Origin of the sequence: Nonomuraea sp. NPDC048916 (assembly GCF_040649575.1) — a bacterium.
In the GTDB taxonomy this organism is placed as follows: domain Bacteria; phylum Actinomycetota; class Actinomycetes; order Streptosporangiales; family Streptosporangiaceae; genus Nonomuraea.
This window is the reverse complement of record NZ_JBEZFS010000043.1, coordinates 1-20,886: the sequence shown is the minus strand read 5'-3', so window position 1 is coordinate 20,886 and position 20,886 is coordinate 1. Positions and strand designations below refer to the sequence as shown.

Here is a 20,886-nt window from a genome sequence, read left to right as displayed (position 1 = left end):
TGACCCTGTCCATGGGGCGGGCGGCCGGGAGGGGGACCGGCCGCCCGCCGGGCTGTCATTCCTGGTTGAGGACGACCTCGCCGCTCTCCGACAGGCGTCCGGCCAGCCGGAAGGCTCCGTCGCGCACCTGCAGCAGGGCCAGGCCCTCGGTCCCCAGGCCGGAGTGGTCGGTCGGCGAGTAGCGGTAGACGCCGTTGACCAGGGCGAGTCCGCCGAGGTCGTTCTCCAGGGCGTCGCGGATCGCGGTGCGCGCGGCCTCCAGGTTCGACGGGTCCGGGTTGGTCTTCTTGATGGCCTCGGTGATCAGCGAGATCGCGTCCCAGCCGTTGCCGGCGAACTGGGTCGGCTCGGCCCCGTAGGCCGCCGTGAAGTCCTTGACCGCCTGGTACTGCGGGTCGTCCTCGGCCACGCTGTCCGACACCAGCGCCTTGGTGCCGACCACGTAGCGGCCTTCGACGGCGTCCTTGCCGACCTTGATGAAGTCGGGCGAGGCGGATCCGGGCTCGTAGACGAACTCGGCGTCGAAGCCGATCTGCTTGGCGTTCTGGGCGACGACCGCGCTGCCGGGCACCACGCCGAAGACGATGACGCTGTCCGGGTCGGCGCTCTTGAGCCGGGTGAGCTGCGGGACGAAGTCGGTGGCGTCGGGGTCGTGCAGTTCGCTGCCGGCCATGGTCAGCCCGTATTCGGCGGCGAGCGTGGGGACGGCCTTGGACTGCTGCTGGCCGTAGGCGTTGTTGGGGGCGAGCACCGCGACCGACTTGGCGCCGAGGCTCTTGGTGAACGACAGCATGGCGCGGGTCGAGCGGGTGATGTCCGGGAAGTTCTTGAACATCCACGTGGCCTCGTTGATCGGCTCGACGATGGCGGTGCCCGAGGCCATGCCGATCGCCGGGATCTTCAGGCCGGCGGTGACCGGCTTGATGGCGATGCTCGCGCTCGTGCCGCTGGGGCCGATCACGGCGAGGGCGCCGTCGCCGGCGAGCTTGCGCACGCCGCTCACGGCGTCGGACTCGCTGCTGCGGCCGTCGACCACGGTCAGCTTGAGCTCGCGGCCGTTGATGCCGCCGGCGGCGTTCACCTTCTCGGCGAAGGCCGCGGTCGACGCCTTCTCGGCCTCGCCGAGGGCGGCGTAGGAGCCGGTGAGGTCGACCAGGACGCCGAGGTGGTAGGGCGCGGCAGCACCGCCGCCGTCGGCCTGGCCGCCACCGCCGCAGGCGGCGAGGAGCAGCGGCACCAGGGCCGCGGCGGCGAGCCGCCACCGCCGAGACCGCAGGTGATCGGCGTCTCGGGACGCTGAATTACTCTTCACGAGATTCTCCCTTCCGGGCGGTCGCCGAGGGGGGCGGCCCGGGCGAACGAACGACCGTTCGTGCAACGTATCATGGGATTTAACAGGTCAAAAGGCTGGATTTAACGCACCCGAAATCGTTACTGTCCGGTGACATCCCGCCACCGGACAGTCCGTCAGCGGTCGGCCACGCAGCCGTTCACACACGTGCCGACGCCCTCGACGCGCGTGGTGACGACGGCGCCGGGGGCGAGCCGGAGATCCGACGCCGCCCCCACCCCTCCGGGAGTGCCGGTGAGCAGCACGTCGCCCGGCTGCCAGGCGGTGAACCGGCTCACGTAGCTCAGCACCGTGGCGGCGTCGAAGACCAGGTCGGAGGTGCGGCCGCGCTGCCGGACCACACCGTCGACCTCGCAGGTGACGGCGAGGTCGCGGGCGTGGTCCACCTCGTCCGGCGTCACCAGCTCGGGCCCCAGCGGCGTGCTGGCGTCGAACACCTTGCCCGGCAGCCACTGGCCGGCCCGCCACTGCCAGTCGCGCATCGAGATGTCGTTGGCGACGGTGTAGCCGGCGACCGCCGCCAGCGCCTCCTCGGGCCCGGCCCGCCACAGCGGCCGGCCGACCACGACGGCGAGCTCCGCCTCCCAGTCGACCTGGTCGCTGATCGACGGGATGACGAGCTCGTCGCGGGCGCCGGTCAGGGTGCTCGCGTACTTGCCGAACAGGTTGGGGTACGCCGGCGGCTCCCGCCCCATCTCCTCGATGTGCGAGCGGTAGTTCAGGCCGACGCAGATCACCTTGGCCGGGTTCGTGACGAGCGGCGCGTAGTCGGCGTCGGCCACCGCGACCTGGCCCGCCTCACGGCCCGATCCGGCGTCCGGGCGCCGCAGCATCGCCCCCACGTCGGGCTCGTCCAGGATCACGTAGACGTCGCCCTCGCGGCGGGCCGCGCGGGTGCCGTCACGGGTGCGCAGGGTCGCCCACCTCATCAGAACAGCCCCATCGAGCGCAGCCGGGTCTTCATGATCTTGCCGCTGTCGTTGACCGGGATGTGCTCCGGAGGCACGAAGGCGATCCGCTTGGGGATCTTGTAACCGGCCAGGTGCCCGCGGCACCACTCCTGCAGCTCCCCCGCGTCCAGCCTGGCGCCCTTCTTCAGGGCCACGACGGCGCACACCTCCTCGTCCCACTTCGAACTCGGCACGCCGATGATGGCCGCCTCGCTGATCGCGGGATGGGTGTAGAGCACCCGTTCGACCTCGGCCGAGTAGACGTTCTCGCCACCGGTCTTGATCATGTCCTTGGAGCGGTCGTGGTAGTAGAAGTAGCCGTTCTCGTCGCGGGAGGCCAGGTCGCCGGTGCGCAGCCAGCCGTCCTCGCCGAGCACCTCGGCGGTCTCCTTGGGCCGGCCGAAGTAGCCGTCCATGATGTTCGGGGCGCGCACGGTGATCTCGCCCACGACCCCGGGCGGCACCTCCTCGTCGCCGTCCACGGCGCGCAGGCGCACCTCGGTGAGCAGGAACTCCCGGCCGATGGAGCCGTCGATGTCCTCTCGGAACATGTCCTCCGGGCGCAGCCGGGTGACGATCGGGCCGCCCTCGGTCAGGCCGTACTGGTAGTAGATGCGCACGTGCGGCAGCGCGTCGCGGACGGCGGTCTTGTCGGGCAGCTTGAAGATCGCTCCGCCGACGTACATCCGCCGGTAGCCGGACCAGTCGTAGTCGGTGAAGACGCCGGCGGCGAGCAACCGGCGCACCATGTTCGGCACCAGGAAGCCGTTGGTCACACCCTCGCGCTGCACCACCTCGCCCACCTGGCGCTCGTCGAAGCGCCGCATCAGCACCGAGGTGGCGCCCAGCATCAGGTGCGGGACGAACCAGCACAGCAGCGACGCCGCGTGGAACATCGGCGCGATGAGCAGCGTGACGTCCGAGTGCTCCATGTCGGTGTCGATGATCTCGTTCAGCCCGTTGCCGACCGCGCTGCGCTCGGAGAGCATCACGCCCTTGGGGAAGCCGGTCGTGCCGCCGGTGAACATGATGACGTTGGTGGCGTCCATGTCGCCGGTCAGCTCGGGCTCGACCGGCTCGCCGAGGTAGCCCTCGTAGCCGGCGCCCTCCACGACCACGCGGCGCAGGTGGAGCAGCTCGCCGGTGTCCTGGGCGGCGCGCATCGTCCCGGCCCACTCCTGGTCGACGAAGGCGACCTGGGCCCTGGAGTCGTTCAGCCCGAAGACCAGCTCGGGCGTGGCCCAGCGCCAGTTGTACATGACCGGCACCGCCCCGGCGCACAGGACACCGAGGTAGACCTCCGCGACGAAGACGGAGTTGCCGGCCAGGATGCCCACCGTGTCGCCGCGCCGTACGCCGTCCGCGAGTAAACCGTCCGCCACCGCGTAGGCGCGGTCGGCGAGCTCGGCGTAGGTCACCCGTGAGGTGTCGTCCACGACGGCCGTGCGGCCGGGGTAGCGGCGCCGGTTGAGCCGGAGAAAATCAGCGATTGTGCGCATGTTCAGCCTTGTCTGTCTGCCCGTGTGGTGGCGGCGAGGTCACTCGATGACCACGAGTGTGTCCCCCGGCGACACGCCGGCTCCCACCGCCACCCGGATCTCCGTCACCCGGCCCGCCTTGCCGGCGGTCACGGGATTCTCCATCTTCATGGCCTCAAGGACGCATACCACGTCGCCGGCGCCCACCTCGGCTCCGACCCGGGCGGACACGGCCGCGATGGTGCCCTGCATGGGCGCCCGGACGATCCCGTCCGACGATCCCGACATCCCGGCGGCACGGCGCGGGCCCGACGCCGACGGCGGCGGCGCGGTGGCCGGCGCCGCGGCCACTCCGGCCGCCCGCTCGGCGTGGAACGGGATCCAGTGCTCGCGCCCGGCCACCAGCACGATCGACCGGTCCGGCTCGGCGGCGGCCTCGGCCGGCCGGGTCTCGGGAGCCGGGGAGGCCAGCGACTCCTTCAGCCCGGCGTCGGTCTCCAGCCAGGTGGTGTGGTGGGAGTCGGCGGTGAACACCGGGTGCCGCAGCACCGCCAGGTGGGCGGGCCGGGTGGTCGCCACCCCGGCCACCCGCAGCTCCTCCAGCGCCCGCAGCGCGCGGGCGATCGCCGAGGGGCGGTCCTTGGCGTGCACGACGAGCTTGCCGAGCAGGCCGTCGTAGTACTCGCTGACGACATCGCCGGCCTCGTAGCCGCTGTCGAACCTGACCCCGTAACCGAGGGGCGGGCGCAGCTCGGCGACGGTGCCGGGGGTCGGCCGGAACAGCCCGTCGGCCGGGTCCTCGGCGTTGATCCGCATCTCCAGCGCGTGACCGCGCACGGCCACGTCCGCCTGGCCGAACGACAGCGGCAGCCCGGCGGCCACCCGCAGCTGCTCGGCGACGAGGTCGATGCCGGTGACCAGCTCGGTCACCGGGTGCTCGACCTGCAACCGGGTGTTCATCTCCAGGAAGTAGAACGCGTCGTCCTCGACCAGGAACTCCACCGTGCCGGCGCCGACGTAGCCGACGGAGGCGGCCAGCGCCACCGCGGCGGCGTCCATGGCCTGCCGGGTGGCCTCGGAGATCACCGTGCAGGGGGCCTCCTCGATGAGCTTCTGGTGCCGCCGCTGGACGGTGCAGTCGCGGTTGCCGGCGGACACGACGGCGCCGTGCCTGTCGGCGATGATCTGCACCTCCACGTGGCGGGGACGCTCCAGGTATCGCTCCAGGTAGATCTCCGGCTGCCCGAAGTAGGCCTGGGCCTCGCGCCGGGCCGCGGCCACGGCGTCGTCGGCCTCGGCGTCGTCACGCACGATCCGCATGCCGCGTCCGCCGCCGCCGTACGACGCCTTGACGGTGATCGGGTAGCCGTGCCGGGCGGCGAAGGCGCGCACGTCGTCGCCGGAGGCGACGGGCCCGTCGCTGCCGGGGACCAGCGGGACCCCCGCGGCCGCGGCGGCCTTCCTGGCCGAGACCTTGCTGCCCATGACGGCGATGGCCTCGGTGCCCGGCCCGACGAACTCCCGGCCGGCCTCGATCACGGCCTCGGCCAGCGCGGTGCTCTCGGACAGGAACCCGTAGCCGGGGTGCACGGCGTCGGCCTGGCTCTCGGCCAGCACCTTCATGATCAGTTCGACGTTCAGGTAGGTGTCGGCCGGCGACGTCCCCGGCAGCGCGTACGCCTCGTCGGCGAGCCGGACGTGCAGGGCGCCCGCGTCGGCGGCGGAGTGCACGGCGACCGACCTGATGCCGAGGTCGCGGCACGCGCGGATCACCCGGACGGCGATCTCACCGCGGTTGGCGACGAGGACCTTGCCGAACAGGGGTTCGGGCGTGCTGCTGGCGGGTGAGGCGGGCGAGCTGTTGGCGGGTGAGGTCACGTCGTGTACTCCGAGGAGGGAAGGTCCACATCGTCGAGGTTGACGACGAGGTTGTCCGGCGTCCGGGCGGTCATCCAGACCAGCTCGGTGTCCGCGCTGCGGTTGCACTCGATGTGCGGCATCCACGGCGGCACGTGCACGAAGTCCCCCTCCTCCAGGTCGTAGTAGTCGCGGTAGCCCTCGCCGAAGTAGATGCGGGCCCTGCCCCTGAACACGAAGCCGGCGGTCTCGGCTTCGGCGTGGTGGTGGGGCACCGAGCGGTAGGCGGGCTCGTTGCTGACCTTGCCCAGCCATATCGCCGACGCGCCCACTCCACGGTGGACGCCGGCCACGCGGATCGCGCCGGCGCTCTGGCCGGTGTCCGCCGTGATGTCCGCCGCCGCGATCCGGGTCGGGCTGAGGTCGAAACGGAGCCGATCCACGGTGTGTCCCTCCTTTGACAAACGAGCGATCGTTCGTATTCTTGGTCCATGCGAACTCCCATGTCAAGACACCCCCTGATGGAGCTCTGATGAGGCCGTACAAGTCCCTGCTGTTCGTGCCGGGCCATCGCGGGGACTGGGTCGACAAGGCCGTCCGCGCCGGCACGGACGCGGTGATCCTCGACCTGGAGGACGCGGTCCCCGAGCACCTCAAGGCGGAGGCCAGGCAGACGGTGGCGGAGTCGGTGGCCCGCCTGCACGCCGAGCATCCCGAGGTGGGCGTGCTCGTCCGCCCCAACGCGCTGGGCACGCCGCACGTGGGCAGGGACCTGGCGGCGGTGGTGCGGCCCGGCCTCGACGCGCTCCTGCTGCCGATGATCTACACGGCCGAGGACGTCGTCCGCTACGACGCGCTGGTCGGCTACTTCGAGTCCGAGCAGGACGGCCTGGACGCCGGCTCGGTGCACCTGGTGCCGACCCTGGAGACGGCCAGGTCGGTGGCCAACTGCGAGGAGCTGGCGGTCGCCACCCCGCGTGTGGCCTCGCTGCTGGTCGCGGCGGCCAAGGGGGCGGACATCGCCCGGGAGATCGGCTTCGAGTGGACGCTCGAAGGACTGGAGACGCTGCACCTGCGCAGCCGGGCGCTGATCGCCTGCCGCGCCGCCGGGATCACCCATCCGATCTGCGGCATCTGGCAGGACGTCTCCGACCTTGACGGGCTCGCCGTGTTCTCCGCCCAGAACCACCGGCTCGGCTTCCGCGGCCAGGTCCTGCTGCACCCCTCGCACGTGCGGACGATCAACGCGACGTACGGCCTCGACGAGCAGGAGCTCGACCGCTACCGCCGGATGGTCGCCGCCTTCGAGGCCGCCGAGGCCGAGGGACGCGCCGCGGTGCTGTTCGAGGGCGAGCACATCGACATCGCCCACGTGCAGACCGCGCGCCGGCTCCTGGAACACGCGGGCCGGAGCTGACCGACCCGACGACCCCGGCCCCCGCCACACGGGGTCCGCATCGAGAGATTGGCACGTTGATGGATCGAGGACCGCTGAGCGGGGTCCGCGTCGTCGAGCTCGGCGGGCAGGGACCGGTGCCGTTCTGCGCGATGACGCTGGCCGACCTGGGCGCCGAGGTGATCACCGTACGGAGGCCGGGCCCAGCCGCGCCGACCAACCCGCACAACCCGGTGATCGACCGGGGGCGGCGGTTCGTCGCGGTGGACCTGAAGTCGCCCGACGGGGTGGCCGTGGTCAGGCGGCTCGCCGGACGGGCCGACGCGGTCCTGGAGGGCTTCCGCCCGGGTGTGCTCGAACGCCTCGGGCTGGGGCCCGGCCACCTCCTGGCCGAGAATCCGGCGCTGGTCTACGGGCGGATGACCGGCTGGGGCCAGGACGGCCCGCTCGCTCAGCGCGCCGGGCACGACATCAACTACATCGCGCTCACCGGCGCCCTGCACGGCATCGGCCAGGCCGGGGGCCCGCCGGTGGTGCCCGTCAACCTGGTCGGCGACTACGCGGGCGGGGCCCTCTACCTGGCGCTCGGCGTCACCTCCGCGCTGCTGTCGGCCCGCGCCACCGGCCGCGGCCAGGTCGTCGACGCGGCCATCGTCGACGGCGTGGCCGCCCTCATGAGCATCGTGTACGGCCTGTCGGCGGCCGGCCGCTGGACCGGAGAGCGCGGCGTCAACCTGCTGGACGGCGGCGCCCCCTTCTACCGCGTCTACCGGTGCGCCGACGGCGAGCACGTCGCGGTCGGGGCCCTGGAGGAGCCGTTCTACCTGGACCTGCTCGACGGGGTCGGCCTGGGCGGGCGCGATGATCTGGTCACCGGCCGGCTCGACCGGTCACGCTGGCCCGCGATCGAGGAGGCGTTGTCCACGGCGTTCGCGGCGTACCCGCGCGCGCACTGGGAGGCCGTGTTCGCCGGCCGCGACGGCTGCGTCACGCCGGTGCTGTCGGCGCGGGAGGCCCAGCACCACCCGCACCTCGCGGCGCGGGGCACCTACGTCGACGGTCACGCCGCCCCGGCGCCGCGCTTCAGCGGCACCCCTGCGGCCGGCGCCCCGCACGTCGAGCCGCGGGAGTGTGACGTGCGGGCGTTGCTCGCCGATCACGACCTTTCTCCTTCCGAGATCGACCGGCTGCTCGCCGACGGCGTGGTCGCGCCGGCGCTCTGGTGATCCCGGCCCGACCACGGTGGCGCGCCACCGGCGTGCTGGTGAGCCCGGCCCGAGCGGGGAGGCGCGCCACGGGCGTGCTGGTGGGCTCGGCTTCAGGTCGCCTGCGCGCTTGCCGCGCGGCCCTTGCGGAAGTCCCAGGTGCTGATGTTCCGCGGCTCCACGCGCAGCCAGGCGTGCCGGCCCTGCCTGCGCACGTGGCGCTGCTCCGGGTACTTGCCGGAGAACAGCCGCTCGGCCTCGGCCAGCTCCGGGGTCACCTCCCCGGACCACGGCACGTCACCGACCACCGCCGCCACGCCGCGGATCTCCACGCCGCGCAGCTCGCCGTAGTCGTGACCGGCGTCCACCACCAGGCCCACGCGCGGATCGGCGGTCAGCTCGGCGAAGCGGCGGCTGCCGACCAGCGAGCACAGCCAGATCGCCGACCCGTCCCAGACGAACCAGAGCGGGCTGACGTGCGGCTGGCCGTCCGCGCTGACCGTGGCCACCCTGCAGGTGCGCTCGGCGGCGAGGAAGGCGTCCAGCTCCGCCGCCGTCATGGCCAGCCGCCGGCCGTGACGCAGCGCGGGCCGCGGCTCGGCCCCGGCCCGCTCCGGCGTCCGGGCCTCGCCCGTCACCGGCCGTCTCCGGAGGGCTCGCGCCGGGCCGCGGGCGGCAGCGCCGCCGCGATGGCGATCTTCACCGAGTCGCCGAGGGCCGCCCCGTGTGGGGAGGGAGTGAATGACAGCGATGACATGGTTGACTCCTAACGATCGTTCGTTAGCATACTGTCATAGACCACGAACTGTGGAAAGGACCACCGTGAGCCGCGCCACCTGCCTGTTCGGCATCCACCTGCCGCCCAACGAGCTCGACACGGACGGGCTGGGACTGCGCGACCTGGCCACGCTGGCCGAGCGGCACGGGTTCGAGAGCCTGTGGGTCAGCGACCACACGGTCCTGGTGGAGAACCCCCGGTCGCGCTACCCCTTCAGCGAGTCCGGCGAGTTCTACCTCCCGCCGGACACCGACTGGTACGACTGGGTGGTGACGCTCTCGTTCGTCGCCGCCGCCACCACTGCCATCAGGCTCGGAGTCGGCGTCGCGGTGCTCCCGCACCGCCATCCGGTGCTGCTCGCCAAGCAGCTCGCGACGCTCGACCGGCTCAGCGGCGGCCGGGTCAGCCTCGGCGCCGGGGCCGGCTGGCTGGCCGAGGAGTTCGACGCGCTCGGGGTGCCGTTCGCCGGCCGCGGCAGGCGGGTCGACGCGGCGATCGAGCTGATGCGGGCGACCTGGACGGGCGCGCCGCCGCCCGGTGAGCACGGCCCGTTCAGCGTGCCGCCGGGCGTGCGCACACGGCCGGTCCCGGTCCAGGGCCACGTGCCGATCCTCATCGGCGGCGAGTCCCCCGCCGCGCTGCGCAGGGCCGTCGTCCAGGGCGACGGCTGGTTCGGCACCATCGCGGGCGGCCGGATGACGCCCGAGCATCTGAAGGACGTCGTGGGCACGCTGCACGCCAACGCCGAGCGGGCCGGCAGGGAGCCGCGCGACGTCGACGTGACCCTGCGGGTGGCCGCCAGGTCGGGGGACGTCTTCACCTCCGCCTTCGAGGACTACCTGCGCCGCCTCGCCGAGGCCGGGGCCACCCGGCTCACCTTCGACCTCAGCTGGCGCTCGGCGACGCGCGCCGACGAGATCCTGCACCGGCTGCGCGCTCTGGGTGATGCGCTGTGACGCGCCGGCCGCAGTATCGTCCTTGTCGGCCCGTCGGGCCGATCTTCGACACTCCCTTCGACGGAGAGGAACGGTTTGATGGCCGAAACCAGTAGAGGCACCCGTGCCGGCACCGTCCCCACCGCGCTCGCCATCCGCAACGCGGCCGTGGAACTCTTCTACCGCCAGGGCTTCGAGGCCACCTCGCAACGGCAGCTGGCCGACGCGGTCGGCCTTCAGGTGGCCAGCCTGTACAACCACATCAAGAGCAAGGAGCAGCTGCTCGCGTCGATCATGAAAGACGTGATGGAGCAGCTCATCGCCGCCACCGAGCGCGCGGTCCAGGCCGCCGCGACCCCTGAGGAGCGGTTGCTGGTCTTCATGGGCGAGGGCATCAGGTTCCACGCCGAGCACCGCCTGGAGGCACTGGTCGGCAACACCGAGCTGCGCTCGCTGTCCGACGGCAACCGGGAGACGGTGATCGAGCTGCGCGACCGCTACGAGCACCTGCTGGAGTCGATCCTCAAGGAATGCGTCAGGAACGGCAGCGTCCAGGTCCCCGACACCAAGATGGCGGCGTTCGCGGGCGTGGCCATCTGCGTCCACGTCGCCTCGTGGTACCGGGAGAACGGGCGGCTGCCCCTGGACGAGGTCATCGGCTCGCTGCTGGCCGCCTACGCGCCCACCGCCACACTGGAGAGAGCATGATCAAGGTCGTCGCCTTCATCCGCCGTAAGCCTCACCTCAGCCGCGCCGAGTTCCTGCGGTTCTGGCAGGAGGAGCACCCTCCGCTCGTGCTGAAGCTGCCCGGCCTGCTCGGATACCGGCAGAACCCGGCGATCGAGCACCGCAAGCGGTGGCCCTGGGACGGCTGCGCCGAGCTGTGGTTCGATGACGTGCGCGCGGTGGCCGTCGCCTTCGACAGTCCGGAGGCGGTGCCGCTGCGCGCCCACGAGGAGCACTTCATCGAGGAGCTGGACTGGTTCCTGGCCTCGGAGACGCTCGTGCTGCCGCCCTCCAAAGCGTCTTGACGAACGAGCGTTCGTAGGTAATTCTGGTCACGCAGGTTTCTGACGTGCGCGGACGCCGTTCCCGGGACCCCGTTCCCGCCACTGCCCGCCCGCACCGTGTCTGATGGGACGAACAAACATGACTTCCGCGGTTCCCCTCGATCCCGCACCTCCGGCCGATCTCCACGAGGAGCTTCAGGCCCGCATTCGCGCCGCCCGGCTCGGTGGCAGCGAGAAGAACCGCCAGAAGCACGTCGCGGCCGGCAAGCTCCTCGTCCGCGACCGGCTCAAGCTGCTGCTCGACGACATCGAGGACTTCGAGGACGGCCTGCTCGCCCGGCATGCCGACGGCCTGCCCGGTGACGGCGTGGTGACCTGCGTCGGCACCGTCGACGGCCGCCGGGTCTGTGTCATCGCCAACGACTACACGGTCAAGGCCGGCACCTGGGGCAAGCGCACGTTCGAGAAGATCACCCGGATGCAGCTCCTCGCCGACGAGCTCGGGCTGCCGCTCGTCTACCTCGTCGACGCGGCGGGAGCCCGCATCGACGAGCAGTTCGAGAGCTACGCCGGCCGCCACGCCTGGGGCAACATCTTCTACAACCAGGTGCAGATCTCCGGCCGGGTGCCGCAGATCTGCGCCCTGTTCGGGCCGTCGCCCGCCGGCTCCGCGTACGTCCCCGCGCTGTGCGACGTCATCATCATGGTGCGCGGCACCGCCACGGCCTACATCGGCTCGCCCCGGGTGGCCGAGATGGTCACCGGGGAGTCGGTGACGCTGGAGGAGATGGGCGGCGCCGACCTGCACAGCCGGGTCTCCGGGCTGAGCGATCTGCTCGCCGAGACCGAGGAGGAGGCCATCGCGGCGATCCGCCTCTACCTGTCCTACCTGCCGTCGTCGTGGGAGGCCGACCCGCCCAGGGCCGCGGCCCGCGCCCCCCGCCCGGCCGAGGACCTGCGCGCCATCGTCCCCGAGAACCAGGCCACGCCGTACGACGTGCGCGACCTGATCGACGCGGTCGTCGACTGCGACTCCTTCTTCGAGCACAAGGAGCTGTTCGCCCCCGAGCTGGTCACCGGGTTCGCCCGGCTGGACGGAGCACCCGTCGGCATCGTGGCCAACCAGTCGGCGGTCAAGGCGGGCGTGCTGTTCAGCGACTCCTCCGACAAGGCCGCCCGGTTCGTCTGGATGTGCAACGCCTACAACGTGCCGCTGCTCTTCCTCGTCGACGTACCCGGCTACATGCTCGGCACGGTGGCCGAGCGCGAGGGCATCATCCGCCATGGCGCCAAAATGCTCTTCGCGGTGGCCGAGAGCAGGGTGCCGCGCATCGCCGTCATCGTCCGCAAGGCGTACGGCGGAGGCTACCTCGGCATGTCCGGCAGCCCGATGAACCCCGACGCGGTGCTGGCCCTGCCCACCGCCAAGCCGGCCCTGCTCGGCCCCGAGGCGGCCATCGCCGGCATCCACTTCAACCGGGTGATGGCGATCGAGGACGAGAAGGAGCGGCAGAAGCTCGTCACCGACCTGCGCGCCGAGTACGAGGAGCAGATCGACGTCTTCCAGATCGCCAACGAGAACGCCGTCGAGGCGGTCGTCGGCTACGAGGATCTGCGGCGCGAGCTGATCCAGCGGTACGACGTCTACCGGCGCAAGCGCAAGACGGCGCCGGCCCGCCGCAACGGCGTCTACCCCGTCTGAGCCCGCCGGCCCCGCAGGCCCCCCGGAACCCGCCGAAGACCCGCAGTCCGATCCGACGTCTGGGAGCAGGAAGCAATGAGACCCGTCACCGACAGCCTCGGCGCGCAGGCCGATCCCGTCAGCGACACCCCCGAGCGCGCCGAACTTCGGGCGGAGCTTCGCCGGCTGATCGCCGCGACCAGCCCGGCCGATCAGGTGCTCCGGCTGGACGAGAAGGAGCAGTTCGACGACGAGCTGTTCGAGCGGCTGCGACAGCTCGGCGTGCACGCCGTGGGAGGGCATCCCGACCACGGCGGCCTCGGCGACATCCGCGACCAGATCGCCGTCATCGAGGAGCTGGCCGCCGGTCCCACCTCCATGGCGGTCTACATGGTCGTCCACTACATGATCACCCACATCCTCAGCACCAACGGCTCCCCGGAGCAGCGGGCGGAGTGGCTGGACCGGCTGCACACCGGCGGGGCGAAGATGTCCTTCGCCCTGTCCGAGCCGGCGGGCGGCACGGACATCGCCCGCGTCATGCGCACCACGGCCCGGCGCGACGGCGACGACTGGCTGCTGTCCGGCCAGAAGACCTGGATCTCCGGCGCGCTGCGGGCCGACGCGCTCGTGGTCCTGGCCCGCACCTCGGCGGGCGAGGCCGCGGCCGTCGACGGCGTCACGATGTTCCTGGTGCCGGCGGGCTCCCCCGGCCTGCAGGTCCGCGAGCTCGCCACGGTCGCCGTCCACGGGCTCGACACCTGCGAGGTGTTCTTCGACGACGTGCGGGTGCCCGGCAGCGCGGTGATCGGGACCGTCGGCTCCGGCTTCCGCCAGGTGGTCGCCACCCTGAACCGCGAGCGTGTCAACGCCGCGGCCGGGGCGATCGGCGCGGCCACCGGGGCGCTGGACGCGGCGGTGGAGTACGCCCGCGAGCGCGAGGCGTTCGGCTCGACCCTGGGCTCCTTCCAGGCCGTGCAGCACCGGCTGGTCGACGGCGCCCTCGCCATCGAGGCGGCGCGCTCGCTGCTGGCCCGGGCGGCCGCCGTGGAGGCCGCGGGCGGGCGGGCCGACCTGCTGTCGTCGATGGCGAAGATCGCCGCGTCGGAGGCGGCGGTGAAGGTGACCCAGGACGGCATGGAGATCCTCGGCGGCGCCGGGTTCAGCCGGGAGTTCCCGATGCAGCGCTGGTTCAGGGACGTCCGGCTGTGGGTGTTCGCGCCGCTGGCCAACGACATGGTCCGCAACTACCTGGGCGAGCGGCTGCTCGGGCTGCCCCGCTCGTTCTGACCGCTCACGCGGTGAGGGCCGGTCCCCGTCCGGGGGCCGGCCCTCACCGGTGTCAGGCGCGCGTCACGGCGCCTTGGCGGCCACCAGGAGCACGCTGTCGAACGTCATCACGTCCTCGTCGCTCTGGTTGACCACCGTGTAGGAGAGCGACACCACGAACTGCCCCTCGCGCTTGGACGGCCGCACGTCGGCGACCTTCACCACGACCTTGATCGTGTCGCCGATCAGCACCGGGGCGAGCGCGCGCAGCTCGTTCATGCCGAGCCAGGCCAGCGTGCGCTCGTGGTCGATCACGTCGGTCTGGGTGCTCAGCCCGAGCGCGAGCGCCAGCGTCAGCGGCCCGTGGGCGATCCGCTGGCCGAACCGGCTGCGCGCGGCGTACTCGCGGTCGGTGTGGATCGGCAGCCAGTCGCCGGTCAGCGAGGCCCACGAGACGAGGTGCGTCTCGGTGACGGTGATCGCCTTGGTGGTGACCGTGTCACCGGCCCGGTATCCGGACGCCGCGCCGCCCTCCGGGCTGCTTTCCGGACCGCTTTCCGTGCTGCTCATCGTGCCTCCTGTGGGCGATGGTCGTGGTAGCGGACGACGCCGCCGGATTCCTCGCGCCCGCAGCGCCCGCCGGCCGCGAGCACGTCGAGGTGCGCCGCGGTCTCGCAGACGGCGAGCATCTGGTTGACCGGGTCGAGGTCGCGGAACGGGCGTTCGCGCCTCGTCCAGCCCAGCCCGCCCGCGATCTCGAACGCGGTGCGGGGCCGGCCGCCCAGCAGCGCCGCGCAGGCGTCCAGCCGCTGCTCGTGGTGGGCCAGCAGCTCGGCGACCCGCGCGTGGGTGCTGGAGCGCACCGGCCCATGGGCCGGGAGCATCAGCCGGTCGGGCAGGTCCAGCACCGCGCGCAGCGAGCACATGAAGTCGTGCAGCGGCAGCGCCCCGGGCCTGCTCTCGTAGCCGATCGACGGCGTGATCTGCGGCAGGACATGGTCTCCGGTGAACAGCATCCCGCGGCCCGGGTCGTCGAAGACCACGTGCCCCCGGGTGTGCCCGGGGGTGTGCAGGGCACGCAGCCGGGTGCGGCCGACCTCGAACAGCCGGCCGCCGGGGATCCACTCGTCCGGCGGCTCCCACTTCGCGGAGTCGCGGTCCCTGCCGTAGCCGGCGGCGTCCAGCGCGGCGACGACCACCTCGGCTCCGTGCAGGCGCAGCTGCGCGAGCTGCGTCTCGCCCTCCATCTCCTCGGCGGCGTGCAGGGTCTCCAGGGAGGGCCGCTCACCCTCGCCGAGGTGCAGCAGGCATCCGCTCTCGCCGCGCAGGGTCACGCCCTGCGAGTAGTGGTCGACGTGCACGTGCGTCACCAGCACGTCGCCGATGTCGTCCACGGTGCGGGACAGGGAGGCCAGCGCGTCGCCGAGCAGGGCCCGGGATTCGGGCATGGCCCAGCCCGCGTCGATCAGGGTCAGGCCGTCCTCGCCCTCCAGGACGTAGACGTTGACCGCGCGGAGGCCGTCCTCCGGGATCGGCAGCGGGACCCGGTGCACTCCGGGAGCGATCTGGTAGACGCCCGGCTCCTCCCAGGCATGCCGATCTGTGTCGTCGATCCGTTCGGCCCGCCTCATCTCACCGGCTCCGCCGTGCGATCCGCCGTGCGATCCGCCGTGCGATCCGCCCTGAGATGCGCCGGCCCGCCCGCCTTCCGGCCACCTGTCCCCGCCACCGTACGGCGCTCCTCCGCGCATGAATCCGTCAGCGCCAACACCTCCGAACAATCGATCGTTCGTATCACGATAGCCGTTGCCGCCCGGCGGGAACAAGGCACCCCAGCCCTTGCTAGCGATCGTTCGTTCGTCCACCTATACTGGCGTTATATCCGCAATCGTGAGGAGAACGCCGTGGGCCTGTGGTTCGAGGAGCTCGTTCCCGGACTGGAGATCGAGCACCAGATCCGGAGAACCGTCACCGAGACGGACAACACCCTCTTCAGCACGCTGACGATGAACCCGCAGCCACTGCACCTGGACGAGGAGTTCGCCAAGGAGTCGGAGTTCGGGACCCGGGTGGTGAACGGCCTCTTCACGCTCTCCCTGGTCATCGGGCTGAGTGTGACCGACATCTCGCTGGGCACCACGATCGCCAACCTCGGCTACGAGGTCGTGGAGATGCCGGCGCCCGTCTTCCACGGCGACACGATCCGGGTGACCTCCACCGTGCTGGAGGCCCGGGAGTCCAGGTCGCGGCCCACCCAGGGCATCGTCAAACTGGAGCACCGCGGCCTGAACCAGCGCGGCGAACTGGTCAGCCGCGTGGTGCGCAGCGCCCTGTTCCACAAGCGCCCCGCGGCCTGACCCGGCCGCCCGACCCGGCCGCCCGACCGGGCCGCTACGGCGCGTACGAGCCGGTGAACGTGTGGGTGCCGGCTCCGACCTCCGCCGGGATGGCGTCCGGGCAGGGCAGGTCCACCTCGGCGACGGCGCCCGGCGGGACCGTGGCGGTGACCGTGAGGATGCCGCCGGCCAGCGTCCAGGCGACCGACGCCGGGCCGTAAGGGGTGTCCAGCTCGGCCGAGGCGTGGGTGAGGCCTCCTCCCGGGCGCGGGGCGACGCGCAGCCGCCGGTATCCGGGGGCCGCGGGAGCGAGCCCGGCGACCGTACGGTGCAGGAAGTCGGCGACCGCGCCCAGCGCGTAGTGGTTGAAGGAGGTCATCTCAGCCGAGCAGCACCACGGGCTGGACGAGCAGGCCCGCGCCCTGGCCACCAAGCTGGAGATCCGGCTGCCGGTCCGGCCCACCGACGCCCAGCAGGAGTGGATGGCCGACATCTCCCGCCAGTCGGGCCGGAAGTACGACGTCACGTACGTGAAGTGGCTGCGGCTGGCGCACGGCCAGATCTTCGGCCTGATCGGCGCGGTGCGCGGCAGCACCCAGAACACCCTGATCCGGCGCTTCGCCGAAGCCTGCAACGCGGCGGTGCTGAACCACCAGCGCCTCCTGGAGAGCACCGGCCTGGCCGGTCCCGAAGCCTTCCCCACGCCGCCCGAGATCTAGCGGGCCGGCCGCTCTCGCGGGCGCGCGCCGGTGGAGCGGGCCCGGTGAGGCGGGCGCTTCCGCCCGGCCGCCTCGTGTTCTCGACAGTGTCACGTCCGCCGGGGCCATCGCCCGTGCTGGGGCCGGCTACCCGCACATCGAGATGCGCGGGGTCTCAGGATCGACCGCAGGTCGCGGGGCAGAATGTGACCTCGGGGTAGCGTGATGATGGCTTGTCCAGGAGGGGTTGTCGTTGTGATTTCAGGTGCTGGTCGAGGAAGGCCGCAACGTAGGTGCGGGTGAGCTCTGCGCCACGGGCCGCGGGCAGCATGCCGGGGAGAGGTTCGAGGCCGATGACGTCTGCCACCAGCGGGATATCGGTGAAGGACTGGTGTTCGGCGTCCGACAGCACGAGCCAGCGCTTCCACCCGGTCAGCAGCTTCCAGTCACGGTCCCACGAATTGTCGCGGCCGCCCGGGACATGCTCTTGCGAACCCAGGAACATGAACGGCCGGGAGAGGCCGCTCTTGGGGATGCGCGCGTGGGTGGTGCCGTCCATGTCGATCCCGGCGCGGATGCGCGGGTCCTTGACCATGGCCGGCACGGTGCTGGCCCCGCCGATCGACTGGCCCACCATCGCGATCCTTTTGCGGTCGATCAGGTCGGAATGCTTCCACTTGGAGGTCAGCTGGTCGAGGACGAAGGAGACGTCGGCGGCCCGGCCCTGGACCAGCCCGGCGCCGAAGCCCGGGTCGGTGTCGCTGTCGCAGGCGAGGCATTCGGCGACCCGCCCGTCGGAGAGGGTGGTGGCGTAGCTTTCGTAGGTGTGGTCGATGCCGGCCACGACGTACCCTCGGCTGGCCAGGTCCTCGGCCAGCGACGTGAGGGTGCTCATCGGCTTGGTGAAGCCGGGGGAGAGCACCGCCAGCGGAAGCTCGCGCCCCGCGGGGTCGGCGTCCTGGACGGCGTTGGTCCGTGTCCTGCTCAGCGTGTCGTACGGCGTGCTCGCGATCCCCGAGCCCTTCAGGAGCAGCTCCGACTCCTTCGGCGTCATGTACGGAGCACGCTGCCCGTCGCGTTGCTCGGTCGGATACCACAGGGTGACCTTGAGCTCCCTGGCTTGCACGTCGAGGTTCCAGGGATCGGGGCGGGAGGTGTCCGTCAGATGCAGGACGGTGGTGCCGACCGGGTGGGCGCCGGTGGGAGCGGGCAGGGTGGCCGGGCCGGCGGGCGTGGCCGACGGCGCGGCGGCTCTGGGCGGGGTGGGCGCGGAGCAGGCGGACGCGGCGAGGACGGCCAGTCCTGCGGCGACGGCCAGGATCTGTCTCAATGGGAGGTCCGTTCACTTGTGCAGCAAGGTCAGGGCCTTGGCCAGCGCGAGGTCGCGCCCGGCGGCCGCGTCCTGCGGGGTCAGGGGCACGTAGTGGTCGGGCGGCACGCCGATCCGGTCGATCACCTCGCGATTGGGCCCCAGGTGGTGCTTGGTGGGGAAACTCAGGAGGGTGTGGTTGCGGAGCAGGTACGCCTGCGCCGGGCCGGAGATCACGCCGGCGGTTCTGGTGCCGACCAGTTGGCCGATGCGCAGGTCCTTGACCGCGGAGCTGAAGTGCTCGCAGGCCGAGGCGCAGTCGCGGTCGGTGAGCACCACCAGCGGCAGTCCGAGCAGCTCGACGGTGTCGTCGGTCCACCCGGTTTCGCACGTGCCGTCCACGGTGCACTGGTAGGCGGTGGCCTTGCCATGGACGAACGCGCTCAGCAACCGGATCGCCTCCGTGGGGCTGCCGCCGCCGTTGCCGCGCAGGTCCAGCACGACGCCGGCCAGTGTCCGGCCGGTACGCAGCCTGGAGATCGCCCGCAGCACCCGGTTCGCGGAGTCGGTGAATCCGGTCATCCGTACGTAGGCGACGTCGTCGTCCAGCAGCTTCGACCGCACCACCTGCAGACTGGCCAGATCCCGCGGGTAGAGGCCGGGCTTGAGCGTCACGCTCCAGCGGCGGCCGGTGGCCTGCCGCAGCAGCCGCAGCCGCACCGGCCGCGCGTCCGGGTGCTCGGGGTAGAGGGCGGTGATCGCGGGGCCGGCCTTGCCGTCGGCGAAAGGCGCCGATCCGTTGATCGATTCGATGATGTCGCCTGGGCGCAGGCCCGCCGCCTGCGCCGCGCCACCCTCCACGGTGGTGACGAACAGCGGCGGGAGGGCGACGCCGGGGTCGTCGTTCACCTGCGAGGCACTGACGTTCGCCTCGAACCCCAGGCCGTATCCGTCACCGTCGTAGTAGTCGAGCGGCCGCTCGGGTTGGTGCGCCCAGCGGGCGTGGTTGTCGCCGAGGCCGGCCACCATCGCCTCGAGGGTGACGACGGCCAGCTTGTCGCGCAGGTCGGGAACCTGGTCGCTGATCTTCCGGTAGGCGGTCTCGAAGGCGGTCCAGTCGGCTTTGCGGTCACCGGTCAGCGCGGGCATGCCCGCCTCGGGCAGGTCGCGCCCGTTGCGGTTGAGCTCCTGCGTGAGGGCGACGAATCCGGCGGTCAGCAGCGAGCGGGCGTCCAGCGTGGCGCCGCTGTAGTAGTTGCCGAGGATGCAGAAGTACGCCTGCTCGATGGTGTCGATCGTGGTGGCCGTCTCCGCTTCGGGGGGCGCCTGGGGCGGCGCGCAGACCATACCGGCTGTCGTGCTCGCCGCCTGGCTGCGCGGCGGCGGCGGCGCGGTGCAGGCCGCCGCCAGGAGGAGGGCGAGCCCGGCGGCCGCGGTTCTGATGACGGTCATGACAGGCGTCTCCGGATCCACCAGAAGCAGAACCACGTGAGGCCGAGGGTGAGGAGGGTGTAGATCCCGGTCTCGATCCACTGGAAGGGCCAGAAGCGTTCGAGGGGCTGGTAGGTCGCCTGCTGCCGGTAGCCGAGCCGGTTGATCTCGGCCAGGCACGAGTTCATCCCCGGTGGTCCCGCTTGCAGTCCACAGGGTCCCGACGTCGTGGAGATCGGGATGGTCCGCGCGATCGTCGTCGACGGCCCCGAGACTCCATCGGGGCTGTCGGTGCTCGTACGTCCGGACGGATCGACCAGTTCGCTGGACAGGACCCAGGCGCCCGCGTGGCCGGGAACGGCCGACGTCCTCAGGAAGATTTGCAGGGATCCGCCTCTCGGCGCGCCGAGGCCGTCGATGTTCTCCCGGCCGAGCTCGAAGGTCCCGGTGGCCGGGGGCATCAGGTGGGGACGGACCAGCAGCGGCATGGCGAGCTGGATCGCGGCGAAGACGGCCAGGGTGAGGGCCATGGCGGGCAGCATGCGGCGTACCAGCATGCCCACGGTCACGCCGAGGACGAAGGCGAAGGCCGCGTACCCCATCGGGGCGAAGCCGCGCGCGCCGAACACCACGGGAGCCATCTGCGCCATTTCCGGCACGGCCGACTTGTCCAGGGGGCCGGACCACCAGGTCACCGCGAGGCCGCACACGCCGGCGGCGGCCATGGCCATCAGGCCGGTGAGCCCGAGCTTGACCGCCAGCCAGCGGCCGCGGCTGACGCTCTGGTTCCACACCAGCAGATGCGTGCCCGACTCCAGCTCCCGGGTGATCAACGGCGCTCCCCAGAAGAGCCCGACCAGCGCCGGCAGGATCAGCACGACGAGGGTGAGGGCCAGGAAGGGGATGTCGTACTCGCCGAAGAACCGGTCGAAGAAGTCGAGGCAGGTGTTGTCCGGGGTGCAGTCGACGATGCCGGCAGCGTAGCGGGAGGCCAGGTTCGGGCCGGTCAGGGCCAGCACGACGGCGAGGATGACGAGTACGGTGGCCATCATCGTGGCCGAGCCGCGGAACTGGCGCCAGGTCAGCCAGATCATCGCTGCACCTCCAGGACGGCTCGCCGGTTGTCGGCGGTGCGCTTGTCCATGTAGGCCAGGACGAGGTCTTCCAGGCTGAGCTGGGTGACCGTCCAGGCGGGGTCGTGG

22 protein-coding genes are annotated in these 20,886 nt (G+C 71.8%); 9 read left to right on the top strand and 13 right to left on the bottom strand.

The genetic code is table 11. The features are described 5' to 3' along the window. Nucleotides 1-55: 55 nt before the first annotated feature. The 5 genes from AB0C16_RS33740 to AB0C16_RS33720 all read right to left on the bottom strand — a co-directional run bounded on the left by AB0C16_RS33740 (nt 56) and on the right by AB0C16_RS33720 (nt 6,079). Nucleotides 56-1,312: an ABC transporter substrate-binding protein gene (locus AB0C16_RS33740; RefSeq protein ID WP_357689039.1), complete on the bottom strand. Its 1,257-nt coding sequence runs from the start codon at nt 1,310-1,312 to the stop codon at nt 56-58. 155 nt (nt 1,313-1,467) lie between these two features. Continuing rightward, on the bottom strand, nt 1,468-2,280 hold the full coding sequence (locus tag AB0C16_RS33735) for a fumarylacetoacetate hydrolase family protein (RefSeq protein ID WP_357689037.1): 813 nt from the start codon (nt 2,278-2,280) through the stop codon (nt 1,468-1,470). After that, nucleotides 2,280-3,800, bottom strand: a complete 1,521-nt coding sequence (locus AB0C16_RS33730; protein WP_357689035.1) for an AMP-binding protein — start codon at nt 3,798-3,800, stop codon at nt 2,280-2,282. Before AB0C16_RS33730 ends, AB0C16_RS33735 begins: the two co-directional genes overlap by 1 nt. Nucleotides 3,801-3,839: 39 nt before the next feature. After that, nucleotides 3,840-5,657 (bottom strand): biotin carboxylase N-terminal domain-containing protein, encoded by a 1,818-nt coding sequence (locus AB0C16_RS33725; RefSeq protein ID WP_357689033.1) that lies wholly within the window; start codon nt 5,655-5,657, stop codon nt 3,840-3,842. Next, complete coding sequence (locus tag AB0C16_RS33720; protein ID WP_357689031.1) at nt 5,654-6,079, bottom strand: cupin domain-containing protein; 426 nt, start codon at nt 6,077-6,079, stop codon at nt 5,654-5,656. Before AB0C16_RS33720 ends, AB0C16_RS33725 begins: the two co-directional genes overlap by 4 nt. 89 nt (nt 6,080-6,168) lie before the next feature. Here AB0C16_RS33720 and AB0C16_RS33715 point away from each other — a divergent pair, with 89 nt between their 5' ends. Both AB0C16_RS33715 and AB0C16_RS33710 read left to right on the top strand, forming a co-directional pair. Then, on the top strand, nt 6,169-7,053 hold the full coding sequence (locus AB0C16_RS33715; protein WP_357689029.1) for a CoA ester lyase: 885 nt from the start codon (nt 6,169-6,171) through the stop codon (nt 7,051-7,053). Nucleotides 7,054-7,112: 59 nt separating this feature from the next. After that, nucleotides 7,113-8,258 carry a CaiB/BaiF CoA-transferase family protein gene (locus AB0C16_RS33710; protein ID WP_357689027.1) on the top strand — a complete coding sequence of 382 codons (1,146 nt, stop codon included), beginning with the start codon at nt 7,113-7,115 and terminating at the stop codon, nt 8,256-8,258. A 92-nt stretch (nt 8,259-8,350) separates the two neighbouring features. On the opposite strand, the gene AB0C16_RS33705 is transcribed toward AB0C16_RS33710, so the two are convergent. Then, entirely contained in the window at nt 8,351-8,875 is a 525-nt protein-coding gene (locus AB0C16_RS33705; protein WP_357689025.1) for a pyridoxamine 5'-phosphate oxidase family protein, read from the bottom strand. Further along, on the bottom strand, nt 8,872-8,994 hold the full coding sequence (locus tag AB0C16_RS33700) for a hypothetical protein (RefSeq protein ID WP_357689023.1): 123 nt from the start codon (nt 8,992-8,994) through the stop codon (nt 8,872-8,874). Before AB0C16_RS33700 ends, AB0C16_RS33705 begins: the two co-directional genes overlap by 4 nt. A gap of 50 nt (nt 8,995-9,044) precedes the next feature. Between AB0C16_RS33700 and AB0C16_RS33695 the strand changes: the two genes are divergently transcribed. The 5 genes from AB0C16_RS33695 (at nt 9,045) to AB0C16_RS33675 (ending at nt 13,931) form a co-directional block, all read left to right on the top strand. Continuing rightward, nucleotides 9,045-9,971, top strand: a complete 927-nt coding sequence (locus AB0C16_RS33695) for an LLM class F420-dependent oxidoreductase (protein ID WP_357689021.1) — start codon at nt 9,045-9,047, stop codon at nt 9,969-9,971. 78 nt (nt 9,972-10,049) lie between these two features. Beyond that, nucleotides 10,050-10,658, top strand: coding sequence for a TetR/AcrR family transcriptional regulator (locus AB0C16_RS33690; RefSeq protein WP_357689019.1), 609 nt, complete (start codon nt 10,050-10,052; stop codon nt 10,656-10,658). Further along, nucleotides 10,655-10,981 carry an EthD family reductase gene (locus tag AB0C16_RS33685; RefSeq protein WP_357689017.1) on the top strand — a complete coding sequence of 109 codons (327 nt, stop codon included), beginning with the start codon at nt 10,655-10,657 and terminating at the stop codon, nt 10,979-10,981. The genes AB0C16_RS33690 and AB0C16_RS33685 overlap by 4 nt, the downstream gene beginning before the upstream one ends. A gap of 118 nt (nt 10,982-11,099) precedes the next feature. Next, nucleotides 11,100-12,662, top strand: a complete 1,563-nt coding sequence (locus tag AB0C16_RS33680) for an acyl-CoA carboxylase subunit beta (RefSeq protein WP_357689015.1) — start codon at nt 11,100-11,102, stop codon at nt 12,660-12,662. 75 nt (nt 12,663-12,737) lie between these two features. Beyond that, a complete protein-coding gene (locus tag AB0C16_RS33675; RefSeq protein WP_357689013.1) occupies nt 12,738-13,931 on the top strand; it encodes an acyl-CoA dehydrogenase family protein in 1,194 nt (397 codons plus the stop codon). Nucleotides 13,932-13,994: 63 nt separating this feature from the next. Here the strand turns inward: AB0C16_RS33675 and AB0C16_RS33670 are convergent, their stop codons facing one another. Together AB0C16_RS33670 and AB0C16_RS33665 are read right to left on the bottom strand one after the other, a co-directional pair. After that, nucleotides 13,995-14,480 (bottom strand): MaoC/PaaZ C-terminal domain-containing protein, encoded by a 486-nt coding sequence (locus AB0C16_RS33670; protein WP_357689012.1) that lies wholly within the window; start codon nt 14,478-14,480, stop codon nt 13,995-13,997. Then, entirely contained in the window at nt 14,477-15,541 is a 1,065-nt protein-coding gene (locus AB0C16_RS33665) for an MBL fold metallo-hydrolase (protein ID WP_357689010.1), read from the bottom strand. Before AB0C16_RS33665 ends, AB0C16_RS33670 begins: the two co-directional genes overlap by 4 nt. 273 nt (nt 15,542-15,814) lie before the next feature. Here AB0C16_RS33665 and AB0C16_RS33660 point away from each other — a divergent pair, with 273 nt between their 5' ends. Beyond that, complete coding sequence (locus AB0C16_RS33660; RefSeq protein ID WP_357689008.1) at nt 15,815-16,267, top strand: MaoC family dehydratase; 453 nt, start codon at nt 15,815-15,817, stop codon at nt 16,265-16,267. Between the two features lie 34 nt (nt 16,268-16,301). Here AB0C16_RS33660 and AB0C16_RS33655 read toward each other — a convergent pair whose 3' ends face one another. Beyond that, entirely contained in the window at nt 16,302-16,625 is a 324-nt protein-coding gene (locus AB0C16_RS33655) for an alpha-L-rhamnosidase C-terminal domain-containing protein (RefSeq protein ID WP_357689006.1), read from the bottom strand. Between AB0C16_RS33655 and AB0C16_RS33650 the strand changes: the two genes are divergently transcribed. Beyond that, a complete protein-coding gene (locus tag AB0C16_RS33650) occupies nt 16,612-16,965 on the top strand; it encodes a DUF4142 domain-containing protein (RefSeq protein ID WP_357689004.1) in 354 nt (117 codons plus the stop codon). The genes AB0C16_RS33655 and AB0C16_RS33650 overlap by 14 nt on opposite strands. A gap of 154 nt (nt 16,966-17,119) precedes the next feature. Here the strand turns inward: AB0C16_RS33650 and AB0C16_RS33645 are convergent, their stop codons facing one another. From AB0C16_RS33645 to AB0C16_RS33635, 3 genes are read right to left on the bottom strand one after another with little or no spacing between them, the layout of a single operon-like run. Continuing rightward, nucleotides 17,120-18,274, bottom strand: a complete 1,155-nt coding sequence (locus AB0C16_RS33645; RefSeq protein WP_357689002.1) for an alpha/beta hydrolase — start codon at nt 18,272-18,274, stop codon at nt 17,120-17,122. 12 nt (nt 18,275-18,286) lie between these two features. Beyond that, the gene (locus tag AB0C16_RS33640; protein WP_357689000.1) at nt 18,287-19,705 is read right to left on the bottom strand and encodes a S41 family peptidase; all 1,419 of its coding nucleotides are present in this window, start codon (nt 19,703-19,705) and stop codon (nt 18,287-18,289) included. Beyond that, the gene (locus AB0C16_RS33635) at nt 19,702-20,778 is read right to left on the bottom strand and encodes an ABC transporter permease (protein ID WP_357688998.1); all 1,077 of its coding nucleotides are present in this window, start codon (nt 20,776-20,778) and stop codon (nt 19,702-19,704) included. The genes AB0C16_RS33640 and AB0C16_RS33635 overlap by 4 nt, the downstream gene beginning before the upstream one ends. Nucleotides 20,779-20,886 lie beyond the last annotated feature (108 nt).